A 24,018-nucleotide genomic window follows, 5' to 3' on the forward strand; every position below is an offset into this window, starting at 1 on the left:
ATTCAACTTTTTCCATAAACTTCATCTGACATATTAATTATTTTTTTATAAAGTCCCCAAATTAATATTAATGAAAATATAACAATCATTGAGAACATCCCTATATAACTTTCAACCTTCATAGACATTGCTACTAATCCAATTCCTAAAATCAGTATTACAAATACCATAACTACTGATACAACGTCATCCTTATATAAAATTTTTTCATCATTCCACTTCAACTTAGGATTAATAAAATCAAATAATATCTGTATTAAGGTTACTACTGTAACTCCAAATACTGATGATAGCACCCCTAATAAAATTATTGGTAAAGCTACCCTTAACGACACTAAAAGTGTACAAATAAGTATAGGAACTAAAGAATTTATACACAGAGATGATATTATCTTAGATTTTGCCTGATCCTTATAAGATATAGGAATTATCTTTGAAAATACAAAATCGCTTCCTTCTCTGGACAAACACTTTCTACCTCCACCAGCTGAACAAATTGAAAAAGCTGCTAATAAAAATGCCCCCGCAATTATGACAGAATTATATTTACCACTCAATATAATACCTTTAACATCAGTAAAGCTTCCATTAACCACATAAATTATAGTTAGAAAAATAGGCATATATAACATCATTACAATTGAATTTATAAAAAACTGCGGTGTTCTAAATACTATTCTTATATCTCTAATTACAAGAGACTTTATAGGAGATTTATTTGAAACTATACTATCTATATTTTTTTCTTTTAATATATCTACTCTCTTACTATAAGTTTCAGATATTCCTATTATACCTTTTAAATATAGTTTTCCTCCTACTACGTAATATATTATACATAGTAATATACAAATAGCTATGGAAATACCCATATAAAAAATCCCCTTAGCCTCACCATTATATAACAACCCGTATGCAACATACTTATTTGTTATAAACATTCCAGATAAAGCACCTATAAGACTATTTTTTTCTTGAATGATATTAATAAGTGACGAGGAACTTTCAAATAAAGTAGAACTTCTTTGTGAAATAATATTTATTAAAACTACCAAAACTAAAGATAGACTACCTGATATAGATCTAAAAGCATCTTTATGCTTAGATAAGTTAGTAAATCTCATTAAAAGCATACATACTAAAGCAGCAATTATCATTGGTAAAGTAGGACAAATAATAACTGCAAGTGCTATATAAACAAAAAATATTGGACTTGCCGATGACTTTTGAGCAAAAACTAATAAAGGAACTACTATTATTGTGGAATATAAAATCATATTTATTAATACAGCTATAAACTTGCTTAACACTATTTCACTACTCTTAAATGGCATAGGTAAAAAGTGCTCTATGTCATTGGAAAAATAGTATGTATTCATTATAGTAAATATTCCTAAAAAAAAATTTATAACAGCTCCTATAAGCAATATTAGTGATAACAACGTTCCCTCTTGTCCAATTATTGCAAAAGGCTCATATAATACATCTACAGTAATTATCAGTGGTAATGACATGAAAGCTATTAACAACATCATTAATAAGGCCATAAATCCAGACTTCATTTTTGAGCCATTGAACATATCTTGAAGGGCATCTCTCACAAAATATTTTGTAAGTACCTTAAGTCTAGTCATTGCTTGTTAGCTCCAAGAACATTTCTTCTAGTGATTCACTTGCCTTAAACTCTTCTCTCATATCTTCTAAGGTTCCATTAAAAATTAATTGCCCTTTATTAATTATTGCAACCTTATCACATATCTTTTCAGCAACTTCTAATACATGAGTTGAGAAAAGAACAGTATTTCCTTCATTAGCATGCTCTCTCATCATTTCCTTTAATATAAAAGATGACTTTGGGTCTAACCCTGTCATGGGTTCATCTAATATCCACACCTTTGGCCTATGAAGTAATACACCCATTATTATTATCTTTTGTCTCATACCATGTGAGTACGATTGAATCTTATCCCCTAATGCAGAATTCATTTCAAATCTTTCAGATATATCTTTTATTCTTAATTTTCTATCTTCACTTGATACACCATATATGTCTCCCATAAGATTCAAATATTCCATTCCAGTTAACCTTAAAAACATATCTGGGCTATCTGGTACATAACCAAACTGCTCTTTTGCCAAAACAGGATTTTCAACAATATCAATATTATTTATGGTTATATTTCCTGATGTAGGAGAAATAATGCCTGTTATCATCTTAATAGTTGTAGTTTTTCCTGCTCCATTTGGACCTAGCAGCCCGTAGATTTCTCCATCTTTTATTTCTAAGTTTAAATTATCTACAGCTTTGTACTTTCCATTATAAGATTTAGTAATCTGACTGATATTTATCATTCTATCTCCCCCTTTAGAGATAATTTTACCAATACAATTACATTTTTTCCATAATATTAAAAGAAAAATATATTTACTAAAAATATAGCACTAATTATAGCAACCATATCTGCAAAAACAGCTGCCCATACAGTATGTCTTACTTTTTTAACCTTTACTGCACCAAAATAGACTGTAACTGTATAGAATATGGTTTCTGTAGTTCCCATAATTACAGAAGCTATTAATCCTATTTGCGTATCTGGTCCATATGTCTGAAGTAAATTTGCAAATATACCCTGTGCACCACTTCCTGATAATGGTTTAATTAGTATCAATGGCGTTATTTCTTGAGGTAATCCTATAAGATTAGTTAAGGGTGATAATACTTTATTTAATACATCTAATAGATTAGCAGCTTTAAATATATTTACTGCTACAATCATAGCCAAAAGGTACGGAAATATTCTCATACATACTTGAAGTCCTTCTTTTGCACCTTCTACAAACCATTCATATACCTTGCCACCCTTTATCATTCCATAACCTATAATAAGTAGAACTATAATTCCTATTATACTTTTTGTTATATAATCGCCCATTTATAATCCTCCTTAAAAGTATCTCTGCAAAATCTTACAACATATTACTCCAACAATAGCTGCTGATGCTGTTGATAGTATTGCAGGCAAAATAATTGCTCCAGGATTTGAAGATCCAGCAGCTGCCCTAATTGATATTATTGTTGAGGGTACTAATTGAATACATGCAGCATTCATAACTAAAAAAAGAGCCATATCATTACTAGCCCTACCTTTATTAGGATTTAATCTATCCATCTCTTCCATAGCTTTTATTCCAAACGGAGTTGCAGCATTTGACAATCCCATCATATTCGCTGTTAAGTTCATCACTATTGCTCCAAGAGCTTTTTCATCCTTTCCTGCATCCTTAAATAGGAACTTTAATAATGGTTTCATTAATCTTGCTAGCTTCTGAGTTAATCCACTTTTTTCTGCTATTTTCATAACTCCGCACCAAAAACACATTATTCCAACTAATCCAATGATAAATTTCACCGTGCTATCTGCAGACCCAACAATAGTTGTTGATATTTCTGCACCATTACCAGTAAATATAGCTACGAGTATACCTAAGAATATTAATATAAACCAAATATAATTAATCATATTATCCTCCTAACGTTAAGTTTTCTATTAAATATATGCCTTGCACTTAATATTTAGTAGTGATAGGATTAATATATACAATCTATTTTTTTACTTAAAGGAGATTAATTTATGAAAGAAACTAACTTAAAGATAGCTCAACAAGATATAGAAGATGCTTTAAAAACTGTTGAGGATATAGAAAAAGTAATTAATGAAGATGGATCATCTAAAGATATAATTAAGGAAAAATTCGAATCTTTAAACGAAAAAGTTAAAAAGTTAGAAGATATATTAAAGAGTGAAGGTATCATATAATGTTAAAATAATTAATAGAGATAACAATGATGGTAAAGTAAAAGGATGAAACTCTAAAGTTTCATCCTTTATTATATTTCTATTTACCTAAATTATTGCTTCTTTGGCTACTATTTCTTCTTTATCTTTAAGCTTTCTAACTGACATAAAGAAGATTATCAAAGTGATTAGTGATGATAATCCATCAGAAACAGCTCCTGCAAGCCACACTCCTGTTAACCCAAAAATCTTTGGTAGTATTATTAAACAAGGTATTAATAATATTACTTGTCTTAATAAACTTAAGAACATAGATATCTTAGCTTTTCCTATAGATTGGAAGTAATTAGAACTTATTACTTGCGCTCCTACTACAGGTAGCATTAATAAGAATATTCTCATACCTGTGCTTGCTATGCCTACTAACTGCTCATCTCTATTAAATATTGATATTAATAAATGTGGAGCAGCTTGAGTAATTATCCATCCAATTGAAACTATTATAGTAGCAACTATAGTTGCGGACTTTACAGCCTGCTTAACTCTCTTATATTTTTCTGCACCATAATTATATCCTATTATAGGTTGTGAACCTTGGTTTAAGCCAAATATAGGCATCATAAATATCATAGCTACACTATTTATTATAGTCATAGCACCTATAGCTAAATCTCCACCATAAGTCTTTAATGCATTGTTAGCCAACACTTGAACTATACTTTGAGCTATTTGCATACTAAATGGACTTACTCCAATAGAAAAAATACTCAAAACTATAGCTTTATCTAAAGATAAATATTCTCTTTTAATTTTTAAATTACTCTTACCTTTTGTAAAATAATATAAAATCCATATAGTTGAAACTATTTGAGATATTACAGTTGCAATAGCTGCTCCTCTAACTCCCATTCCAAATACAAATATAAATATAGGGTCTAATATAATATTAGTACCTGCACCTATTAACATTGATAACATAGCTACCTTAGGACTTCCATCACTTCTAATTGAATGATTTAATCCAAAACTTAGCATATTAAATATAGTTCCAAAGAATATTATTTGCATATATTCTCTTGCATAAATTTCAGTATCTGCACTTGCTCCAAACAATCCAAGTATTTTATGCATAAATACAAGTCCTATTATAGTTATTAAAACACTAGCTATAATAATTAAAGTAAATGCATTTCCTAAGTGCTTTTCAGCCTCTTCTCTTTTATGTTCTCCAAGTTTTAAAGATATTCTGGCACTTGTTCCTATTCCAATTAACATCCCAAATGCCATTATTATAGTCATTATTGGCATTGTTATACCAACGCCAGTTAAAGCTAATCCACCAATATCTTTTATGTTTCCTATATACATTCTATCTACAATATTATATAAGGTATTTACTACCATACCTATTATAGCTGGAATGGAAAACTCCATAAGTAACTTTGATATTTTTTCTTCTCCAAGTCTAGCTTGTCCTCTCATGCTTAATTCCTCCTTAGTGTCTCACTAGATGCTATTTTTTTTAGTAATGTAAGAGTTAATTCTCTTTCATCCTCTGTTAAAATTGAAGTAATCTTTTCTTCCCACTGTCTATGTACTTCAAAAAAATCTTCTTTTATACTTAAAGCTTTCTCAGTAAGTACTATTATATTAGCTCTTTTATCAACTGAACTTTTATTTCTATATATGTATCCTTCTTCTTCAAGTTTCTTCAAAGCTCTAGCTGTGGTAGCTTTATCTATATTCAAAATATTGCTTAAATCTTCTTGAGTTAATCTTTCTTTTTTATATAAAACTCTTAAAAATTGATATTGTCCCGCACCAATATTATATTTTGCATATGCCTTTGAAAAAAAACTATTTCCGCTTCTATATATTTGGGAAACAAATTTCCCTATAGAGTCGTATTCCTTATTTCCCATATTATCACCTAACTTCATCATAAATAGTTGCAACAGCAACTATTTTACTACTAATTAGTTGTACTTGCAACTAATTTTTCAAAATAAAAGAAGTAGTGTTTTCCACTACTTCCTTTTCTACTTAGTACTTTCTCTTTGTATTAGTTGATAGTCTAAAACATAATGACCTTGTTCTAGCTCCTTCTTATTTAGAAGTTTTATTAACATTCTCATAGCTACTGATCCCATGTCATAACTAGGTTGAGATATAGTAGTTATTCTTGGATAAAAATATGAGGAAACATGGTTATTATTAAATCCAATAACACTTATATCCTCTGGAACATTATATCCTTTTTCTCTTAACTTATTTATTGCTCCGATTGCTATCTCATCAGATGCGCATACTATTGAATCAAACTTCTTATTACTTCCAATAAACTTTTCAACTGCTTCATAACCAGTTTTAACCTTTAAGTTATCAAAGTAAAGTAATTCCTCATCAATATTTATACCTTCTTCTTCTAATGCTTTTTCAAAGCCTACAAATCTATCTCCCCAAGCATTCATTGTATCTTGTTTTACTCCTATAAATGCTGGTTTAGATAATCCTTTATCTAATAGATACTTTGTACCCTCATATGATGCACTTATATTATCTATAGTTACACTTGGTAAAACTCCATCTTTATCCTTCGTTTCAACTAAGATAGTTTTTAAGTCTAGTTCATTAATTAAATCAAGCATTTCTTCACTTAATGAACTACTCATATATATTACTCCATCAACCATCTTTTCCTTAAGTACTCTTAAATACTCTTTTTCTTTTTCTACATCAAAGTCTGAATTACATAAGATAACATTGTAATCATAAATATTAGCAACGTCTTCCGCTCCTCTTACGATTTCAGGATAAAACTGACTTGATATATCTGGTACTAGTATTCCTATAGTCTTTGTTCTTTGAGTCTTTAAACTTCTAGCTACTATATTCGGTCTATAACCTAACTTTTTAATGGCATCTAGAACCTTTTTCTTAGTGTCTTCGTTTACGACATCGATATCATTAAGCACCCTTGAAACTGTTGCAATTGAAACTCCAGCCTCCTTAGCTACATCTTTAATAGAAGTTGCCATTAACTCATCACTCCCATTTCTTATATTTTAATTATTTAATTATAACCTATATATTCTCCCAAAAACAAGCAAATCCCTGCTTTATTTATAGTTTTTGTTAAAAATCTTTTAAAATACCCTTTTTAAGAACAAATTTTGAACAAATGAAAAGGTTACTATAAATTCTATAGTAACCTTTTCAACATTTATTACTCTATTTTACTACTTTAACAGCCATATTAAGCTTTTCTCCATTAATAGTAGATTCAGTATACTCAATGTTTTGTTCATTGCATACAACTTCTACTGTTAATGTTTCTCTTTTAATTGTATCTTTGAACTTCTTAATAACATCTAATAACATATCATTATTAGCTACATATAATGTAATCTTATCAGCAACTTCGAATCCACTTTCTTTTCTCATATTTTGAATCTTAGAGATGATTTCTCTTACGTGTCCCTCTTCTCTTAATTCTTCTGATATATGAGTATCAAGAACTACACCAATTTCACCTTCACCTGCAAAAGCATATCCATCAAGACCTTGCATTGTTACAAGTAGGTTTTCTTTGTTAAGCTCTATTTCTGTTCCATCTACATTTATAACTTCTACTCCACCATTATTTATCTTTTGAGCTAACTCCATTTGATTTCTAGAAGCTATTTCTTTTCTTATTGCAGGAATCATTTTTCCATAAGCTCTTCCTAAAACAGGTAAGTTAGGCTTTATTTCAAAGTTAACATGTTCAGAAAGATCCGCACCAAACTCAATTGACTTTATATTTAATTCATCCTTAATAATATCTCCATAGTACTCTGGAAGTGATGCTACTGAAACTAACATTTGAGAAAGTGGCTGTCTATTCTTAATATTAGCACCATTTCTTGCACTTCTTCCTAACTTAACTATTGTGTAAGCTAAATCCATTTCCTTTTCCAACTCACTGTTAATAGCTTCTTCATCAACTGTTGGCCACTTACATAAGTGAATACTTTCTTCAGCTGAAGAATCTAAATTAACAACTAAGTTTTGATATATCTCTTCTGTGATAAATGGTACAAATGGAGCTGCAACTTGTGATAAAGTTACTAAAACTCTATATAGAGTTACATATGCACCAATCTTATCATCAGTTAATTCTTCTGACCAATATCTTGCTCTGTTTCTTCTTACATACCAGTTAGATAAGTTATCTGTGAACTCTTCAATTTGAAGAGCAGCATTTGTAATGTCATAAGAGTTTAATTTAGCATCAACATCCTTAACTAAAGTGTTTAACTTAGACATTATCCACTTATCCATAACATTATCAGAAACAAAATCTTTGTACTCTAACGGATTGAATCCATCTATATCTGCATATAAAACATAGAATGAATATACATTCCATAATGTACTTAAGAACTTTCTTGATGCCTCTCCAACATCATCAGTTGAGAATCTAGTTGGTAGCCATGGAGCACTTGCAGTGTAGAAATGCCATCTTGTAGCATCTGCACCTTGACTTTCTAAAACCTCCATAGGAGCAACAACGTTACCCTTAGACTTAGACATCTTTAATCCCTTCTTATCAAGAACGTGACCTAAAACAATACAATTTTCAAATGGATTTCTATCAAATATAGCAGTTGAAATAGCTAATAATGTATAGAACCATCCTCTTGTTTGGTCAACAGCTTCTGATATAAATTGAGCTGGGAAGTTTTGCTCAAATAACTCTTTGTTTTCAAATGGATAGTGTAATTGAGCAAATGGCATTGATCCTGAATCGAACCAACAATCTATAACTTCCTTAGTTCTTTCCATTTCCTTACCACACTTTTCACATTTTAAATGAACATTATCTATATATGGTTTGTGTAATTCTATATCATCAGGTACATTTACACCCTTCTTCTTTAATTCTTCAATACTTCCAATACATTCTTTGTGACCACATTCACATTCCCAGATTGGAAGTGGAGTTCCCCAGTATCTATCTCTTGAGATACCCCAGTCAATAACATTTTCTAAGAATTTACCGAATCTTCCTGTTCTTATGTTATCCGGATACCAGTTAATCTTATTATTGTTTTCTAATAACTTATCTCTTAGAGTGCTCATTGCAACAAACCAGCTCTCTTTTGGATAGTAAAGAAGTGGAGTGTCACATCTCCAGCAGTGTGGATATGAGTGAAGGTGCTTTTCTGCCTTAAATAGCTTATTATTTTCTTCAAGCCACTTACAAATGCTTTCATCACACTTCTTAACAAACTTACCTGCCCATGGAGTAACTTCTTCTACGAATTTACCCTCTTTGTCAACTAAGTTAATGAAAGTGATTCCATTAGCCTTAGCAACAAGATTATCATCTTCACCATAAGCTGGAGCAATATGAACTATACCAGTACCATCTGTTAATGTTACGTAATCACCATGGATAACTTCAAAAGCTTTACCTTCAACTCTTCCAAACGGCATTAATTGTTCATACTTAATTCCTAGTAATTCTGATCCGTTAAATTCTCTAACTATTTCAACTTCTTCTCCAAGAACCTTACTAGCAAGATCCTTAGCTAAGATATATACTTCATCTCCAACCTTTGCTTCTATATAAGTATAAGCTTTATTTATACATAGAGCTAAGTTTGATGGTAATGTCCAAGGAGTTGTTGTCCAAGCTAATATGTACTTGTTTTCTTCTCCCTCAATCTTAAATTTAGCAATACAAGTTAAATCCTTAACATCTTTGTATCCTTGAGCAACTTCGTGTGAAGACAATGCAGTACCACATCTTGGACAATAAGGCATTACCTTATGACCTTCATATAAAAGACCTTTATCCCACATTTGTTTTAAAGCCCACCATACTGATTCTATATATGGATTGTGATATGTTACATATGGATCATCCATATCTACCCAATAACCAATCTTATTAGTCATTTCTTCCCACATAGAAACATATTTGAATACGCTCTCCTTACATTCTGTCACGAATTTTTCAACACCGTATTCTTCAATTTGTTCCTTACCTGATATTCCAAGTTTCTTTTCTATTTCAAGTTCTACAGGTAACCCGTGAGTATCCCAACCGGCTTTTCTAATTACCTTATACCCCTTCATCACCTTATATCTTGGAATTATATCCTTCATAACTCTTGTTAAAACGTGACCTACGTGTGGCTTACCATTAGCTGTTGGAGGCCCATCATAGAAAGTGAAGTATTCACCATCTTGATTCATATCAAAATTCTTTTTGATAACATCATTTTCTTTCCAAAGCTTTGCTACTTCTTCTTCCATACCAACAAAACCTTTTGAAAGCTCAACTTTTTTGTACATCTTATTTTCTCCTTTCTCATGTATAATCAGATATTTTAAGTATTCTCTTTTATTAGATATCTAGTCATATCTAATTTTAATAAATAAAAAAACTCCATCCAAAAGGACGAAGTTGAATTCGCTATACCACCTATGGCAAAGTATACCCTTATAATAAATTTAGGGTACTTATTTCAAGCACAATCATGCTCTATCCATTAACGCTGGCTAACGGGAATACCTACTAAGCAAGGCTGTTCAATTTCCAACTCCTAGGTGATTTTCACTAAGACACTATATAACTTCACACCAACCAGTTACTCTCTTAAAGTAGAAATCTTAATTACTTTTCCTAATCACAGTTTTTATATTATTTATTATATACCATTCCTAAAATAAATGTCAATTACTACAATATACTTACTTCTATACGTTTTTATTCTTACTATCTAATAATTTTTATTAATTAGTATTGACTTTTACTTTAAAATATGTTTTAATATAGTCAAGATAACAAAAAGTTATCTAATCCCCTTATTTTCCTTAGTCATCAACTTAGGAGGTAACTAAATGGAAAATAATATAAATGAAAAAATCCTTGATAAAATCACAAAAGTATGTGTTTGCAAGGCGATACCAAGATCCAAAATTAAAGAATCTATAGAATCTGGAGCAAAAACTGTAGATGATGTAGCTAAAACTACTGGTGCTACAAAAGGTGGTTGCAAAGGATGTAGATGTATCCCTAAAATTCAAGAGTTAATCGAAGCACATTCAATCAATCAATAGGTATTTCCCCAAATATTATTGGTTGACTGATTATATCTCCCCAAGCCAATCTGTTCCCCACAGATTGGCTTATTTTTATATATTTTTTAACTAAAAAGAGACTTCTTAAACAACTGTTAAGAAGTCTCTTATGTTACTATTTAATTAAATGCATTATATATAGACTTTATAGCCCTTTCAAAGTCTTCATTTTCAATTCCAACTAATATATTCATCTCTGATGATCCTTGATCAATCATTCTAATATTTATCTTAGCTTTTGCTAATGCTCCAAACACCTTCGCTGCTACCCCCTTGTTTTTAGCCATACCTTTACCAACTGTGGCTATCATAGCCATATTAGGATGTACTACTATAGAATCCGGATTGCAGCTTCTTCTTATCTCTTCAATAACTATATCTTTCTTTTTCTTAAGCTCTGAATCTGCTATTACTAAACACACTGTGTCTATCCCTGCAGGCATATTTTCAAAAGATATATTATTCATTTCTAATATTGATAACACCTTTCTACAAAACCCTAATTCATTATTCATCATTGCTTTTTCTATTGATATAACAGTAAAGTTTTTCTTACCTGCAATACCTGTAATAGTTTTACACTTTTCATTTTCAGTGTCTTGAACTATTATAGTACCCTTATCTTCAGGTAAATTAGTATTTTTTATATTAATTGGTATTCCAGCTTCCTTTACAGGAAATATTGCTTCTTCATGAAGCACTGAAGCCCCCATATATGATAATTCTCTTAATTCCTTGTATGTAATTTTACCTATAGTCTTAGGATTTTCAACTATTCTTGGATCAGCCATTAAAAATCCAGAAACATCAGTCCAATTTTCATATAAATCCGCATTTATACTTGCAGCAACTAAAGAACCTGTTACATCAGACCCACCTCTACTAAAGGTTACTATTTCACCTTGTTCATCTGCTCCATAAAATCCTGGAATAACAGCTCTTTCAATTTTGCATAACTTATCCTTTAACCTTTTATTAGTTTCTTCACTATTTAATGTTCCATCCTCGTTAAATAATATAACTTCTTTTGCATCTACAAAATCATACCCTAAATAGTTAGCTAAGATAATACCATTTAAGTATTCTCCTCTACTAGCTGCATAATCCTTAGATGCACCGTTTTCAATATCCTTTTTTACTACATCTAGATAAGTACTTATATCTAAATCTAACCCCAAATCATTAACTATTCCAGTATATCTCTCCTCTATATGCTTAAATACATCCTCTAAAGAAATACCTGTCTCAACATGCATGTGACAAAGATAAAGAAGATCTGTTATCTTTGTATCCTTCCCATGTCTCTTTCCTGGTGCTGATGGTATTACATACCTTCTAGCATCATCTGCAAGGATAATTTCCTTTACTTTCTTGAATTGTGAAGCATCTGCTAAAGAACTTCCACCAAACTTTGTAACCACCTTATTCATTTTTATTGCCCCCAATTTTTATTAATATACTTTAAAATATTTTTAAATCTATTCTACCAAATTTTTCATAGTTTTCAATAGTAATGCAAACAAATTTTTATTTTCTATTCTAACTCCCTATAAAAATAGTAATATTACTGGTATAATCGAAAAGAGTTTAATGAAGGGAGTTTTTTATATGAATAGTAAATTCTACTTACATAAAGGAAAAAATTAAAAAGCTGAAAATGGTCGTCCTTGGATATATATAGATGAAATTAACGAATATGATGGTGACTATGAGAATGGTGATATCGTTGAAGTCTATAATCATAAAGGATATTTTATAGGCAAAGGTTATATCAATGACAGAAGTAAGATAACTATAAGAATAATGACAAGAGATAAAGATGAAGTAATAAATAAGGAATTCTTCAAAAAGAGATTTGATTCTGCCTGGGAATACAGAAAAACTGTAATAGATACCTCTTCTTGTAGATTTATCTTTGGAGAGGCTGATTTATTACCTGGTCTTACTGTTGATAAATTCGAAGATTATTATGTAATTCAAATCTCAACTTTAGGTATGGATAAATATAGAGATATAATTGTTGATATCTTAGTAAATAACTTTGGAGCTAAAGGAGTTTATGAAAGAAGTGATTTGGCTACAAGAGAAATAGAAGGATTAGAACAAACTAAAGGATTTTTAACAGAACCATTTGATACTAATGTTGAAATTATTGAAAATGGAGTTAAATATATAGTTGACTTAGAAAACGGACAAAAAACAGGTTTCTTCTTAGACCAAAAAGAAAATAGAGCTGCAATACATAGAATTTGTAAAGATAAAGATGTTTTAGATTGCTTTACTCATACAGGTTCATTTGCACTTAATGCTGGTATTGCTGGAGCTAAATCAGTTTTAGGTATTGATGTATCTCAACATGCTGTTGATTGTGCAACTAGAAATTCTGAACTTAATAACTTACAAAATATAGTTAAATTTGAATGTCACAATGCCTTTGACGTCTTATCGTCTTGGTCAAAAGAAGGAAAACAATTTGATGTTGTTATACTAGACCCTCCGGCATTCACTAAATCAAGAAATACAATTAATGGCGCAAAAAGAGGATACAAAGAAATTAATCTTAGAGGCTTAAAAATGGTTAAACCAGGCGGATATTTCATTACTTGTTCATGTTCTCACTACATGAGTGAAGATCTTTTAAAGTCTACCATAAATGAAGCTGCTCATGATGCACGTAGAATATTAAGACAAGTGGAATTTAGAACCCAATCGGCTGACCACCCAATACTTTGGAATTCAGATGAAAGTTACTACTTAAAATTCTTTATATTCCAAGTTGTATAACTTACTAGAGTGAGAGTTTACTTTTAAAACTCTCACTCTAATAAATTATTTATTTCATCTTTATAGGACCACGCTAAGCAATGCTTAGGATATCCCTTCTTACTAACGTCCCCTACTCTTAATGCATACTTTTTATCTTTACTAGACATTATTTCTTCCCTTAATATTTTCAAAATTGTTTCTACCCTATTTGAATACAAATCATACATTCCTTCTGCTGGCTCTCCCCAAGCACAAAATATATAATCAGCCTCTTTTATTTCCTCTCTTATGATGCTATCATTAGTAACTTTATTATCATTTCCCTCTACATACTCTTTTCCTTCTAATAAATATTCTCTAAATAAATCTTCTTTATTAACTTCATACAATACAAACAAATTTACTATTGTTATTTTCTTAATGCCTTTAAGTTCTAAGCTCTTATCGTTTAAATATTTAATTATTCTTCTATACTCGCTATTACAACTATTACTCTCTATCCCTTTTGGTGCTCTTGATATTATTAAAACATTCTTCCCATTATTACCAAGTGTAAATGAGGTTTTATAACATCTATCTCCCAATTCATCTTCAACTAAATTAATATTTTTTTTACTTATAATTTTAGGATATTTACATCTACACATTACTACTCCCCTTTGATAGTATATTACTAATAATTACTTTGTAAATGTTTAACTTATTCCTATAATATGATTTTTTATGAATTCAGTGAATATAAAAAGCCCTGTCTCCAGAGCTTCTTAACTTTTTATATTTTTATATTTTTATATTTTTATATTTTTAAGTTAAATTATTTCTCCACCCTTATATTCAGGAACTATAGTTGTTATATCTTTTTTCATACAGTAACCTACATCATTTATTAATCCTAAACTCATCATAACATTATAGTGTCTTGCTTCTTTGATAAAATCAATAATATTAGGATTACTTTCAAAAGAAAGTAGTGCTGTCTTTGATAAATCTGTTAGCTCTAACTTATCACATTTTTCTATAAGAGCTTTTATAATAGCGCCAGAACAAATAAAATCATCCATTGAGAACTGACCATTAGTTCCTGCATTAACTATCACAACATCTTCATTTAATGAAAGTAACTTTTCAGCAATAGCTGATACATTTAACATACAAGCAACAAATATCCTCTTAGCCTCTAAACAACTAGTTAGTGTTCTCGTTCCATTAGTAGTTGTAATTATTATAGTTTTTCCTTCTACCACTTCTTTTGTATATTCTAATGGTGAATTAGATAAATCAAAACCATCTATCTTTAATGCTTTCCTTTCTCCACCTAATATACATTCTTTCTCTCCAATAGAAGCTTTCAACTTTAGGGCTTCTTCTATTGTTAATGTTGGAATCACTTTCTTACACCCATTCATTAATGCAGTAGTAATTACTGAAGTAGCTCTAAGCATATCAATTACTACTACCACCTTATTTTCAATTATATCTTTTCTAATATAATCAGCTGAAATAATAATATCTATTTTCATAATCTCATCCCCAAAAATTAATTATTTAAATGTCTTCCCTTGATAAATATCATTATCTATGAATGCTTTATCTATAGCATTTAAAATCTCCCATTTCTTTAAACTCCACATAGGACCTATTAATAAATCTCTCGGTGCATCACCTGTAAGTCTATGTATAACCATATCCTGTGGTAACATACAAACTGATTTACATAATAAATCAATATAATCCTCCTGAGATAAGAATTCTAGACCTCCAGCTTCATAAACTTTAACTAAAGGTGTATTTTTCATTAAATGCAATAAATGAAATTTAACCCCCTGAGCACCACTGTGAGCAATATAATCCACTGTCTTTAACATATCTTCTTTTGTTTCCCCTGGCAATCCAAAAATAGCATGAACTACAAAATCTATATTTCTCTTTTTTAATCTAGTGATAGCCTCTTCAAACACATCTAGATTATATCCTCTATTTATCTTTCTAGCTGCGTCATCATTAGATGTCTGCAAACCAAGTTCTACCCAAACATAATACTTTTTATTTATCTCTTCTAAAAGATCTAATACATCTTCTCCTAAACAATCAGGTCTTGTAGCTATAGCTAAAGCTACTACACCTTCTTGGCTTAAAGCTTCTTCATACTTTTTCTTTAGGACATCTACAGGTGCATAGGTATTAGTATATGCTTGGAAATACGCTATATACTTTCCTTGCTTCCACTTCTTATTCATCATGTACTTAATATCTATAAATTGCTTCTCAATAGAAAAATCTCTATCTCCTGCAAAGTCTCCTGATCCCCTCTCACTACAGAATAAACATCCACCTTTGCTAATAGTTCCATCTCTATTAGGACAAGAAAATCCCCCATCAAGTGAAATCTTGAATACTTTCTCCCCAAATTTATTTCTTAGGAAATAATTTAAATTATTATATCTCTTTCCTCCCCAGTCTTTCACCACGGAAATCTCCTCCTCTTTTGATAATATATCATCTACTATAATAACAAATTAACTTTAAAATTTAAAATCCTAGTGTTTCCAAAAAAATATAGCATCAATACACTTGATGCTATTTATATATTATTCTATTAAACCTTCTGATACTAAAAATTCTCTAGCCACCTCTTCAGGAGATTTGCTTAATTTATCAACTTTATAATTTAAATCGATCATAGCTTCTTCATCTATTTTTCCATCTAATACAGCTAAGACTTCTTTTAGCTCAGGATATTTTTCTAAGGTATCCATTCTAATAACAGGAACTGCATTATATGGAGGAAAGAATTCTTTATCATCCTCTAAAACTTGTAAATCAAAGGCCTTTAATAATCCCTCTGTAGAGAATGCATCAATAAATTGACAATCACCACTTTTTAAAGCTGAATATCTAAGACTTCCATCCATAGCCTTTATACTTTTAAACTTCAATCCATATAATTTACTTAATTCATTTAATCCATCATCTCTATTAACAAACTCCATTGTAGGGCTGATTACAAATTCCTCATTATACTTAGCTAAATCAGATACTTTTTTTACATTATATTTCTCTGCAATTTCTTTAGTTGTTGCTATTGTATAAGTATTATTAAAACCAAGTGGATTTAATAATGTTAAACTATATCGCTCCTCCATTAACTCTTTACTTCTATTATAAATTTCATCTTTATCTCTTATTAATGGTTCTCCTAATATATTTAGTAGTAAAGACCCTGTATAGTCAACATACATATCAATCTCTCCTTTTTGTATAGCTGATGACACAACAGAGCTTCCTCCTAAATTTAATTTTCTTTCTACATTAAGGTCAGTTTTTTCTTCTATTAAATCTGCCACCATATTTGCTAAAATTAATTGTTCTGAATAATTTTTTGATCCTACTACAATTGTGTCACCTTTTTTTTCCTTAAATATATTAGATATACCTGTAAACACTAATAAAATAGCTAGTATAACTCCAATTACCTTAAGGATCTTATTATTATTTTTCTTCCCATTAGATAAAAGTCCAACAGGAGTTACTGCAACTTCAATCTTTCCAAATATAAAATCTATAATTAAGGCTAAAATACAAGCTGGTATAGCTCCTGCTAAAATCATATTGTTATTTACTGTTTGTACACCTGTAAATACCAGATACCCTAGACCTCCAGCCCCTATAAAAGCAGCTAAGGTCATTAATCCCACTGATGTCACCGCAGATATTCTTACTCCAGACATAATTAATGGCAAAGATACTGGTATCTTTATCTTAATTAATGTTTGTCTTTTTGTTAATCCCATTCCTCTTGCTGCTTCTAACATATTTTCATCTATATTAGTCAGTGCAGTAAAAGTATTCTTTACTATTGGCAAAAGAGAGTATAAAACAACAGTAGTTATAGCAGGAACAGTTCCTATTCCAAGTAATGGAATAAGTAATCCTAATAAAGCCATAGATGGCACTGCTTGCAATGTATTGATTAATCCTAATATAGGTTTTCTTAGAGGCTTAATATTTGTAATAAGTATACCTAAAGGAATTCCTATTAATATAGCTAAAGCAATTGCTAACATAGTTAAAAACGTATGCTCTACTAATAGTGATAATATTTGCTCTTTCCTTTCTAAAATGAAACTAAAAAAGTTACTCATTAGTTTCCACCTCCTCTTCTAAGTATTGCTGACTTAAAACAGAAATCAAACTACTTTTAGTAACCAACCCAACTAATATCTTATTCTTATTAACTACAGGTAAATACCCTACAGCATTTTCATTCATTACTGTTAATACATCTACTAGGTTGTCATCATCTTTTACATATAACAACTCTTTTTCCATTACATCTTCAACCTTTGTATCTAATGGTATATCTCTTCTTACTTGTTTTAATGTAACAAGACCTATAAGTTGATTTTCTTTATTTACTACAAGTAAACTATCAACCTTATTTGATTTCATCATCTCAATAGATTGAACTATAGTTCTAAAAGGCTTTACCTTAATAGGATCTTGTATCATAATATCCTTTGTCTTTATAAATTCAGGTGTATCCCAAATTTTCTTACTTCCTATAAATTCTTTAATAAATTCATTTGCTGGTCTTCTTAATATATTTTCAGGAGTATCATATTGTTGTATTTTTCCTCCATTCATAATACATATTTTATCTGCTATCTTTATAGCTTCATCCATATCATGAGTTACGAATATTATTGTTTTCTTTAATTCTTGATGAAGAGTAAGTAGTTCATCTTGCAAAGAACTACGTGTAATTGGATCTAACGCACTAAAAGGCTCGTCCATTAATATTATGTTAGCATCAGTAGCAAATGCTCTTGCAACACCAACTCTTTGTTGCTGACCACCACTCAGTTCAGCAGGGTACTTATTCATATACTCATCTGAATTAAGTCCAACCATATTTAATAATTCAATAGTCTTCTTATTTATTTTTTCTAATGGTTCCTTTTTTAACTTAGGTATTAATTCTATATTTTCTTTTATTGTCATGTGTGGGAATAATCCTACATTTTGAATTACATATCCTATTTGCCTTCTTAACTGAATAGTATCTTCCCTTGCAATTAAATTTCCATTTATGAATATAGATCCTTCTGTAGGTTTTATTAACTTATTAATCATCTTTAATGTTGTTGTTTTACCACAGCCACTTGGTCCAATTAACACCACTAAGTCACCATCTTTAATATGAAGATTTATATCATTTAATATAACCTTATCACCTATCTGTTTAGTTATACCTTTAAACTCTATCATATTCCCCCTCCTTCTAACAACTTATTTTTAATTATAAGTTGTTAGTATAATTATATTATACTTTCTATTTTTTATAAACCTTTATATATCCATTAATCTTCCATTTTGATTAACTTTAACATGATCTGCTGTAATTAGAGCTTAAACTTCTATGTATTCCTAAGTAATCTTTTAATTAACTCTTATTTGCTAAAAAAATAAGAAAGTTAACCAATATATTGATTAACTTTCTATTTTCTATTCTTTAAATACCTTTAAATCTTCCACATCTATTTTATATGTACCCTCATTCTCTTTATCATCTCCTATAGCTTTTACTGTAATAAAAACACCATTATCATCAATTCTTACTACATCTGATGAATACTTTTCTACAGGAAAATATTCATTTAAGTTCAATTTTAATAATTCTCCTGTTGGATTTTTATATACTCTAATTCCACTTCCTTTACCCTCTTCTTTAATTTGAACTATTAGTTCTCCATCATCATTTGAAAAAAGTAACTTTTCCACTATAGATCCATCTACTACATCATAAGGTACTAGCTTATTTAATATTGGCATCTCTAAGGCATCTTGAATTGCTTCATCAACATTTCCACCACTTGGGGATGGTGCGTCTCCTCCACCTTGATTATTTCCAGCTGTAGGCTTAGTATCCTCAACAATGGCTAGACCTATAAATGTTCTTAAGCCATTTGTAGTTGTAAATGCAACTTTATTTCCCAAAAAGCCTATTCCCATCTTATTAAATGATTCTTCTGGAACACTCTCTTTATCTACTACCACATTATCTCTATTAGGATATACCTCCCTTGGTAAATCCTTCATTCTTAATAACAACTGGCTCTTTCCTATTTCATAATCCCTTAGTCTTAAAGTACTTCCAACTTTATATACCTGTTTTTCATTTGTTGATTTAATTTCATCTACTAAATATTCTTTATCTTTCTTTACAACCTTTATTACAACTGTATCTAAATCAATTCTGCTTTCATCTTTTTCTTCTTTAACCACAATATAAGTGAAGTATGCATGATCTGCTCCTTCTGAAAGCTTATCTAATTTATATCCATTTATATTGTCATTTTGTATTTTTCTTATTTCTTCATTATCTTTTATTACTTCTGTACTTATCTTATTGCTTTCATCAAAATTTCCCCTAGTTACATTCTCCATATAATTACTTGCTATTTCCCCAGCCTTCTTAATATTGAAAACATCTGAATTTACATCAAAATTTTTCCCAAAGCATCCTATAAAAGAAAACATTAAAACACTAGATAAAAAACATGAAACGATTCTTTTCATAATAATTACTCCCTTCATTATACCTTCTTAGTTTTCCTAAGAAAAATTCCCTTATACATTTACTAAAGAATATTTGAATATTCCACATTATATATTAAGTATAGGAACAAGTTTGAAAGGAGGTTTTTAATTGAAAAAAGAATTGCTTAAAATATTTCAAGTAGCTGTTGTATTCATTGGAACAATCGTAGGTGCTGGACTTGCCTCTGGAAAGGAAATCTCTAACTTTTTCACTTCCTTTGGGCCCAAAAGTTTTATTGGAATTTTTATATGTGGAGCTTTGTATATAGTAATGGGAATTATAATATCAAAAATAAGCCTTTTATATAAATTAAATTCATATAGCGAAGTAATGCAAGTAATTAGCCCTAATATCTTTGGAAAGCTTACTGGAATTATTACTACGCTATACTTTATTTCAAGCGCATCAATTATACTAGCTGGAAGCGGAGCCTTAATACATCAATTTTTTGGTATTCCAAAAATTATAGGAACTTTAATCATGCTTTGTATATCCTTATTCTTTTTACTTAGAGGAACTGAGGGATTAATTGAAGTAAATAGTTTTATAGTTCCTGGCTTAATACTAACAATTTCCCTAATAACTACTTTGTATATTGCATTTGGTAATGATGTAATGACAATTGATAATATTATTCATGCTCCAGCAAAAAAAAGTGGTGTTTTTATATCTACATTACTATATTCAGGCTATAACATATTATGTAGTTCAGGTGTTCTTGTTCCTCTTAGTACAAAAATGAAAAAGTCAAAAACTATGATTATAGGTATAGTATTAGGTGCATTAGGACTAACTTTCTTATCCCTTGCAATAAACTCATTGCTTTTAATAAATCAACCATATATATACGAGTATGAAATACCACTATTATTCATAGCTCAACGCTTTGGTCCAATCGTACAAGCTATATTATCAATGATTATTTTATTAGAAATGTTCTCAACAGAAGTTTCGGACGTATACTCTATAGGAAAAACATTAGAACAAACATTTAAAATTAAGTTCAACTTAGGTATAGTTATAGTTTTAGCCATAGCATTACCAATATCTCAAATTGGATTTGGAGCCTTAATATCTACTCTTTATCCAATGTTTGGATGCTTAAGCTTAATATTCATAACACAATGTATTATTTTTTATTTTAAACATAGAAAAGAAATGACTAACTAGATAGTTGATAGTATTTAATATCAGTCTTATAATTTAATAAGTATAAATTATGAGGTGATATTAAATGAAGTATGATTACCTATTAAAAAAATGTGATTTATGCCGAAGGCATTGTGGTGTTAATAGACTAAATGGTGAACTAGGTATATGCACTGCTAATGATAATCTAATTGTAGCTAGAGCAGAATTACACCTTTGGGAAGAACCACCTATATCTTGTGAAAATGGTTCAGGTACAGTATTTTTTTCACATTGTAATTTAAAATGTGTATTTTGTCAGAACCATGAAATAAGTCAAGAATATAAGGGTGCTGAAATAACCATAAATAGACTTAGTGATATTTTCTTAGAACTTCAAAATAAAGGCGCAAATAATATAAATCTTGTTACGCCTACCCACTATGTACCACAAATAATAGAAGCCATAGAAATAGCTAAATATAAAGGATTAAAACTACCTATCCTTTATAATACTAATGGTTATGATACATTAGAAACTATCAAGTTATTAGATGGATATATAGATGTTTATCTTCCAGATTTTAAGTATTTTGATGATAAATATTCTATAAAATATTCAAAGGCAAAAGATTATTCATCTAAAATAATTCCCATATTAAAAGAAATGGTTAGGCAAACTGGTAAGCCATCCTTTGATGATAAAGGTAGAATTCTTAAAGGAGTTATTATAAGACATTTAATGCTTCCTGGCTTACTATTTGATTCTAAGAAAGTTATAGATAAAATATATTCTACTTTTGGTGATGATGTTTATATAAGCATAATGAATCAATACACACCAATGCATAACTCATCTAAATATCCAGAAATAAATAAATTTTTAAATCCAAAACATTACAATTCACTAATTAATTACGCTAGTGAATTGGGAGTAATTAATGGATTTATTCAAGATGAAGGTTCAAATACAACTGAATACGTTCCTAACTTTAACTTTCAAGGGGTCTTATCCGATAAATAATAAGAAAGGTTGGATGGATATTTATTTTGCTTGTTCCGTCGCAAGCTCCAAGTCACAGAAAAACAAATATCTATTCCCTTGATTTATAGCTAATTAAAATCTTATAATTTTCTAGACAGTGAAAAAGAAACTCATACATAACAGTAAGAGTTTCTTTTTTATATCTATTAATTTGGATAATTAAAGAAAGGTGCAGAATTACCTCCCCTGATCATTTCTCTGGAGTTAGGTGGATAAAATATATTTTCACTTCTTAATTCTGCTATTCTCGTTACGCCTACATAAATGTCAGATATCCTGTACCATGTTGCATAATCCACAACTCCTGTTTTAGGTAAATTAAATATTCCTTGAAATACTCTAACTGCTTCTGCAGTAGCTTCACCATAAGTACCATCAACTGCCACCTTAGGAATTAAAGGATAATTTTGTGCAATTCTATTTAAAAATTCTTGTATCTGTCTAACAGACTCCCCATTTGAACCTACTGTTAAATCAAATCCTGGATATGAAGATGGACTACCACTAACCTGTTCAGCTGTTGTTAGTTCAATATCATTTCCATAATAATAAGTTAATATATCATAAGGTATATAACCTTGATCCCCAAGATACTTACTACCCCATTGACTTAGCCATTGAGGACAAGTTACATTCTTCCCATCACAATACTGTGTTAATAGTGGTTGTTTTCTTCCAAATCTCCTAATATAAGTGGAGAATATTTCATCAACAATAGCACTTATACTATCATAAATATTTCTTCCATAATTAAATGCATGATCATAAGCTGTAGAGCTTGTTATATCAAAATTCTTCCCTTTTCCTCTATACCATTCTGTATAAATTCTATTTAATGTAAATGATATAATACAAAATACATTTGCCCTTATTGTACTCTCTGGCCATGTAGAGTATATTTCACATGAAGCTACATTCTTTATATAATCTTTATACGGAACTCTATAATTAGGCGCAGAGGCATCATTAGGACTTCCCTGATGAACTGTTATAAATTCTGGAACTACAGGTTTTGGTAATACAACTCCTCCTGTAGGTGGTGGAAGAGGTTTATCTGGAGATTCTGGTATCTTTGCCGGGAAATTACCAATTAATGTATTGGGTTGAATTATAATTATTTCTGCTCTACTTGATCTATTTGCATTTTCTTGAAGACTTACTTTCTGTAAGGCTGTTGATTGCGGAAACACTTGTACCCCTCTTATTGATACAGGACTAAACCCATCCCTTTCTACCAAAACATCATAAAGACTATAAGGTACATTATTAGTAGGTTCTTGAGAATAATCTAGTGGTGGTGCTGATAAATCTATTACTTGAGTTAAACCTGAAGAATCTGTAAGTAATGTTGTATTGATATTACTTGCACTTGGATTGTTAGGGGATGTAGTTTTGTTACCAAGAGCATTTATATTTTGGACTTGGTCACTAGTTGTTGGATTTATAGTTACTCTACAGTTATCTATTGGTACTGCGCTTTCTCCTCTAAAGCATTGAACTTTTAATTGACCTATATCAGCCATTAATATCTCCTATAAAATTGTTTC

The 24,018-nt window shown here is 30.0% G+C and carries 20 protein-coding genes, 1 pseudogene and 1 other annotated feature; of the genes and pseudogenes, 5 read left to right on the forward strand and 16 right to left on the reverse strand.

Annotated features, from left to right (window positions below):
- Positions 1-2: 2 nt before the first annotated feature.
- Genes DR024_RS15200 through DR024_RS15215 form a run of 4 tightly spaced genes read right to left on the reverse strand, consistent with a single transcriptional unit; the run spans position 3 to position 3,521 of the window.
- A complete protein-coding gene (locus DR024_RS15200; protein ID WP_111919110.1) occupies positions 3-1,634 on the reverse strand; it encodes a putative ABC transporter permease subunit in 1,632 nt (543 codons plus the stop codon).
- A complete protein-coding gene (locus DR024_RS15205) occupies positions 1,627-2,352 on the reverse strand; it encodes an ABC transporter ATP-binding protein (protein ID WP_111919112.1) in 726 nt (241 codons plus the stop codon). The genes DR024_RS15200 and DR024_RS15205 overlap by 8 nt, the downstream gene beginning before the upstream one ends.
- Before the next feature lie 56 nt (positions 2,353-2,408).
- On the reverse strand, positions 2,409-2,933 hold the full coding sequence (locus DR024_RS15210; protein WP_027098571.1) for a spore maturation protein: 525 nt from the start codon (positions 2,931-2,933) through the stop codon (positions 2,409-2,411).
- 12 nt (positions 2,934-2,945) lie between these two features.
- Positions 2,946-3,521: a nucleoside recognition domain-containing protein gene (locus DR024_RS15215; protein ID WP_055184271.1), complete on the reverse strand. Its 576-nt coding sequence runs from the start codon at positions 3,519-3,521 to the stop codon at positions 2,946-2,948.
- Positions 3,522-3,632: 111 nt separating this feature from the next.
- Between DR024_RS15215 and DR024_RS15220 the strand changes: the two genes are divergently transcribed.
- On the forward strand, positions 3,633-3,818 hold the full coding sequence (locus DR024_RS15220) for a hypothetical protein (protein ID WP_027098573.1): 186 nt from the start codon (positions 3,633-3,635) through the stop codon (positions 3,816-3,818).
- An 87-nt stretch (positions 3,819-3,905) separates the two neighbouring features.
- Here DR024_RS15220 and DR024_RS15225 read toward each other — a convergent pair whose 3' ends face one another.
- The 4 genes from DR024_RS15225 to ileS form a co-directional block, all read right to left on the reverse strand.
- The gene (locus DR024_RS15225) at positions 3,906-5,279 is read right to left on the reverse strand and encodes an MATE family efflux transporter (protein WP_027098574.1); all 1,374 of its coding nucleotides are present in this window, start codon (positions 5,277-5,279) and stop codon (positions 3,906-3,908) included.
- 2 nt (positions 5,280-5,281) lie between these two features.
- Positions 5,282-5,740, reverse strand: coding sequence for a MarR family winged helix-turn-helix transcriptional regulator (locus tag DR024_RS15230; protein WP_242829719.1), 459 nt, complete (start codon positions 5,738-5,740; stop codon positions 5,282-5,284).
- Between the two features lie 96 nt (positions 5,741-5,836).
- A complete protein-coding gene (locus tag DR024_RS15235; RefSeq protein WP_055184273.1) occupies positions 5,837-6,835 on the reverse strand; it encodes a LacI family DNA-binding transcriptional regulator in 999 nt (332 codons plus the stop codon).
- 193 nt (positions 6,836-7,028) lie between these two features.
- Entirely contained in the window at positions 7,029-10,142 is a 3,114-nt protein-coding gene (gene ileS, locus DR024_RS15240; RefSeq protein ID WP_055184276.1) for an isoleucine--tRNA ligase, read from the reverse strand.
- A gap of 99 nt (positions 10,143-10,241) precedes the next feature.
- Positions 10,242-10,490 (reverse strand) — a binding site (T-box leader).
- A 201-nt stretch (positions 10,491-10,691) separates the two neighbouring features.
- Between ileS and DR024_RS15245 the strand changes: the two genes are divergently transcribed.
- Complete coding sequence (locus DR024_RS15245; RefSeq protein WP_099314241.1) at positions 10,692-10,910, forward strand: (2Fe-2S)-binding protein; 219 nt, start codon at positions 10,692-10,694, stop codon at positions 10,908-10,910.
- A gap of 140 nt (positions 10,911-11,050) precedes the next feature.
- Here DR024_RS15245 and DR024_RS15250 read toward each other — a convergent pair whose 3' ends face one another.
- Complete coding sequence (locus DR024_RS15250; protein ID WP_055254756.1) at positions 11,051-12,361, reverse strand: aspartate kinase; 1,311 nt, start codon at positions 12,359-12,361, stop codon at positions 11,051-11,053.
- 178 nt (positions 12,362-12,539) lie between these two features.
- Between DR024_RS15250 and DR024_RS15255 the strand changes: the two are divergent.
- Positions 12,540-13,715: pseudogene (locus tag DR024_RS15255) on the forward strand (class I SAM-dependent rRNA methyltransferase).
- A gap of 32 nt (positions 13,716-13,747) precedes the next feature.
- On the opposite strand, the gene DR024_RS15260 reads toward DR024_RS15255, so the two are convergent.
- From DR024_RS15260 to DR024_RS15285, 6 genes are all read right to left on the reverse strand, one after another.
- The gene (locus DR024_RS15260) at positions 13,748-14,344 is read right to left on the reverse strand and encodes a DUF1643 domain-containing protein (protein WP_027098581.1); all 597 of its coding nucleotides are present in this window, start codon (positions 14,342-14,344) and stop codon (positions 13,748-13,750) included.
- A 162-nt stretch (positions 14,345-14,506) separates the two neighbouring features.
- On the reverse strand, positions 14,507-15,217 hold the full coding sequence (locus DR024_RS15265; RefSeq protein WP_027098582.1) for a 2-phosphosulfolactate phosphatase family protein: 711 nt from the start codon (positions 15,215-15,217) through the stop codon (positions 14,507-14,509).
- Between the two features lie 21 nt (positions 15,218-15,238).
- A complete protein-coding gene (mnmL, locus tag DR024_RS15270) occupies positions 15,239-16,165 on the reverse strand; it encodes a tRNA modification radical SAM protein MnmL/YtqA (RefSeq protein ID WP_027098583.1) in 927 nt (308 codons plus the stop codon).
- Between the two features lie 120 nt (positions 16,166-16,285).
- A complete protein-coding gene (locus DR024_RS15275) occupies positions 16,286-17,839 on the reverse strand; it encodes an ABC transporter permease/substrate-binding protein (RefSeq protein ID WP_027098584.1) in 1,554 nt (517 codons plus the stop codon).
- Complete coding sequence (locus tag DR024_RS15280; RefSeq protein WP_027098585.1) at positions 17,832-18,965, reverse strand: ABC transporter ATP-binding protein; 1,134 nt, start codon at positions 18,963-18,965, stop codon at positions 17,832-17,834. The genes DR024_RS15275 and DR024_RS15280 overlap by 8 nt, the downstream gene beginning before the upstream one ends.
- A gap of 237 nt (positions 18,966-19,202) precedes the next feature.
- On the reverse strand, positions 19,203-20,276 hold the full coding sequence (locus DR024_RS15285) for a hypothetical protein (RefSeq protein ID WP_120362683.1): 1,074 nt from the start codon (positions 20,274-20,276) through the stop codon (positions 19,203-19,205).
- Positions 20,277-20,406: 130 nt separating this feature from the next.
- Here DR024_RS15285 and DR024_RS15290 point away from each other — a divergent pair, with 130 nt between their 5' ends.
- Together DR024_RS15290 and DR024_RS15295 are read left to right on the forward strand one after the other, a co-directional pair.
- On the forward strand, positions 20,407-21,468 hold the full coding sequence (locus DR024_RS15290; protein ID WP_055184287.1) for a YkvI family membrane protein: 1,062 nt from the start codon (positions 20,407-20,409) through the stop codon (positions 21,466-21,468).
- A gap of 64 nt (positions 21,469-21,532) precedes the next feature.
- Positions 21,533-22,450, forward strand: coding sequence for a radical SAM protein (locus DR024_RS15295; protein ID WP_111919114.1), 918 nt, complete (start codon positions 21,533-21,535; stop codon positions 22,448-22,450).
- Positions 22,451-22,617: 167 nt separating this feature from the next.
- On the opposite strand, the gene DR024_RS15300 is transcribed toward DR024_RS15295, so the two are convergent.
- Positions 22,618-23,994 (reverse strand): peptidoglycan-binding domain-containing protein, encoded by a 1,377-nt coding sequence (locus tag DR024_RS15300; protein WP_027098589.1) that lies wholly within the window; start codon positions 23,992-23,994, stop codon positions 22,618-22,620.
- Positions 23,995-24,018: the final 24 nt, after the last annotated feature.

The sequence above is a fragment of the Clostridium paraputrificum genome, from assembly GCF_900447045.1.
GTDB lineage: Bacteria > Bacillota > Clostridia > Clostridiales > Clostridiaceae > Clostridium > Clostridium paraputrificum.

Excerpts from the sequence above, each read along its gene's own strand:
- DR024_RS15200 (WP_111919110.1), bottom strand. The coding sequence starts at position 1,634 with ATGACTAGACTTAAGGTACTTACAAAATATTTTGTGAGAGATGCCCTT.
- DR024_RS15205 (WP_111919112.1), bottom strand. The coding sequence starts at position 2,352 with ATGATAAATATCAGTCAGATTACTAAATCTTATAATGGAAAGTACAAA.
- DR024_RS15210 (WP_027098571.1), bottom strand. The coding sequence starts at position 2,933 with ATGGGCGATTATATAACAAAAAGTATAATAGGAATTATAGTTCTACTT.
- DR024_RS15215 (WP_055184271.1), bottom strand. The coding sequence starts at position 3,521 with ATGATTAATTATATTTGGTTTATATTAATATTCTTAGGTATACTCGTA.
- DR024_RS15220 (WP_027098573.1), top strand. The coding sequence starts at position 3,633 with ATGAAAGAAACTAACTTAAAGATAGCTCAACAAGATATAGAAGATGCT.
- DR024_RS15225 (WP_027098574.1), bottom strand. The coding sequence starts at position 5,279 with ATGAGAGGACAAGCTAGACTTGGAGAAGAAAAAATATCAAAGTTACTT.
- DR024_RS15230 (WP_242829719.1), bottom strand. The coding sequence starts at position 5,740 with ATGATGAAGTTAGGTGATAATATGGGAAATAAGGAATACGACTCTATA.
- DR024_RS15235 (WP_055184273.1), bottom strand. The coding sequence starts at position 6,835 with ATGGCAACTTCTATTAAAGATGTAGCTAAGGAGGCTGGAGTTTCAATT.
- ileS (WP_055184276.1), bottom strand. The coding sequence starts at position 10,142 with ATGTACAAAAAAGTTGAGCTTTCAAAAGGTTTTGTTGGTATGGAAGAA.
- DR024_RS15245 (WP_099314241.1), top strand. The coding sequence starts at position 10,692 with ATGGAAAATAATATAAATGAAAAAATCCTTGATAAAATCACAAAAGTA.
- DR024_RS15250 (WP_055254756.1), bottom strand. The coding sequence starts at position 12,361 with ATGAATAAGGTGGTTACAAAGTTTGGTGGAAGTTCTTTAGCAGATGCT.
- DR024_RS15260 (WP_027098581.1), bottom strand. The coding sequence starts at position 14,344 with ATGTGTAGATGTAAATATCCTAAAATTATAAGTAAAAAAAATATTAAT.
- DR024_RS15265 (WP_027098582.1), bottom strand. The coding sequence starts at position 15,217 with ATGAAAATAGATATTATTATTTCAGCTGATTATATTAGAAAAGATATA.
- DR024_RS15275 (WP_027098584.1), bottom strand. The coding sequence starts at position 17,839 with ATGAGTAACTTTTTTAGTTTCATTTTAGAAAGGAAAGAGCAAATATTA.
- DR024_RS15280 (WP_027098585.1), bottom strand. The coding sequence starts at position 18,965 with ATGATAGAGTTTAAAGGTATAACTAAACAGATAGGTGATAAGGTTATA.
- DR024_RS15285 (WP_120362683.1), bottom strand. The coding sequence starts at position 20,276 with ATGAAAAGAATCGTTTCATGTTTTTTATCTAGTGTTTTAATGTTTTCT.
- DR024_RS15295 (WP_111919114.1), top strand. The coding sequence starts at position 21,533 with ATGAAGTATGATTACCTATTAAAAAAATGTGATTTATGCCGAAGGCAT.
- DR024_RS15300 (WP_027098589.1), bottom strand. The coding sequence starts at position 23,994 with ATGGCTGATATAGGTCAATTAAAAGTTCAATGCTTTAGAGGAGAAAGC.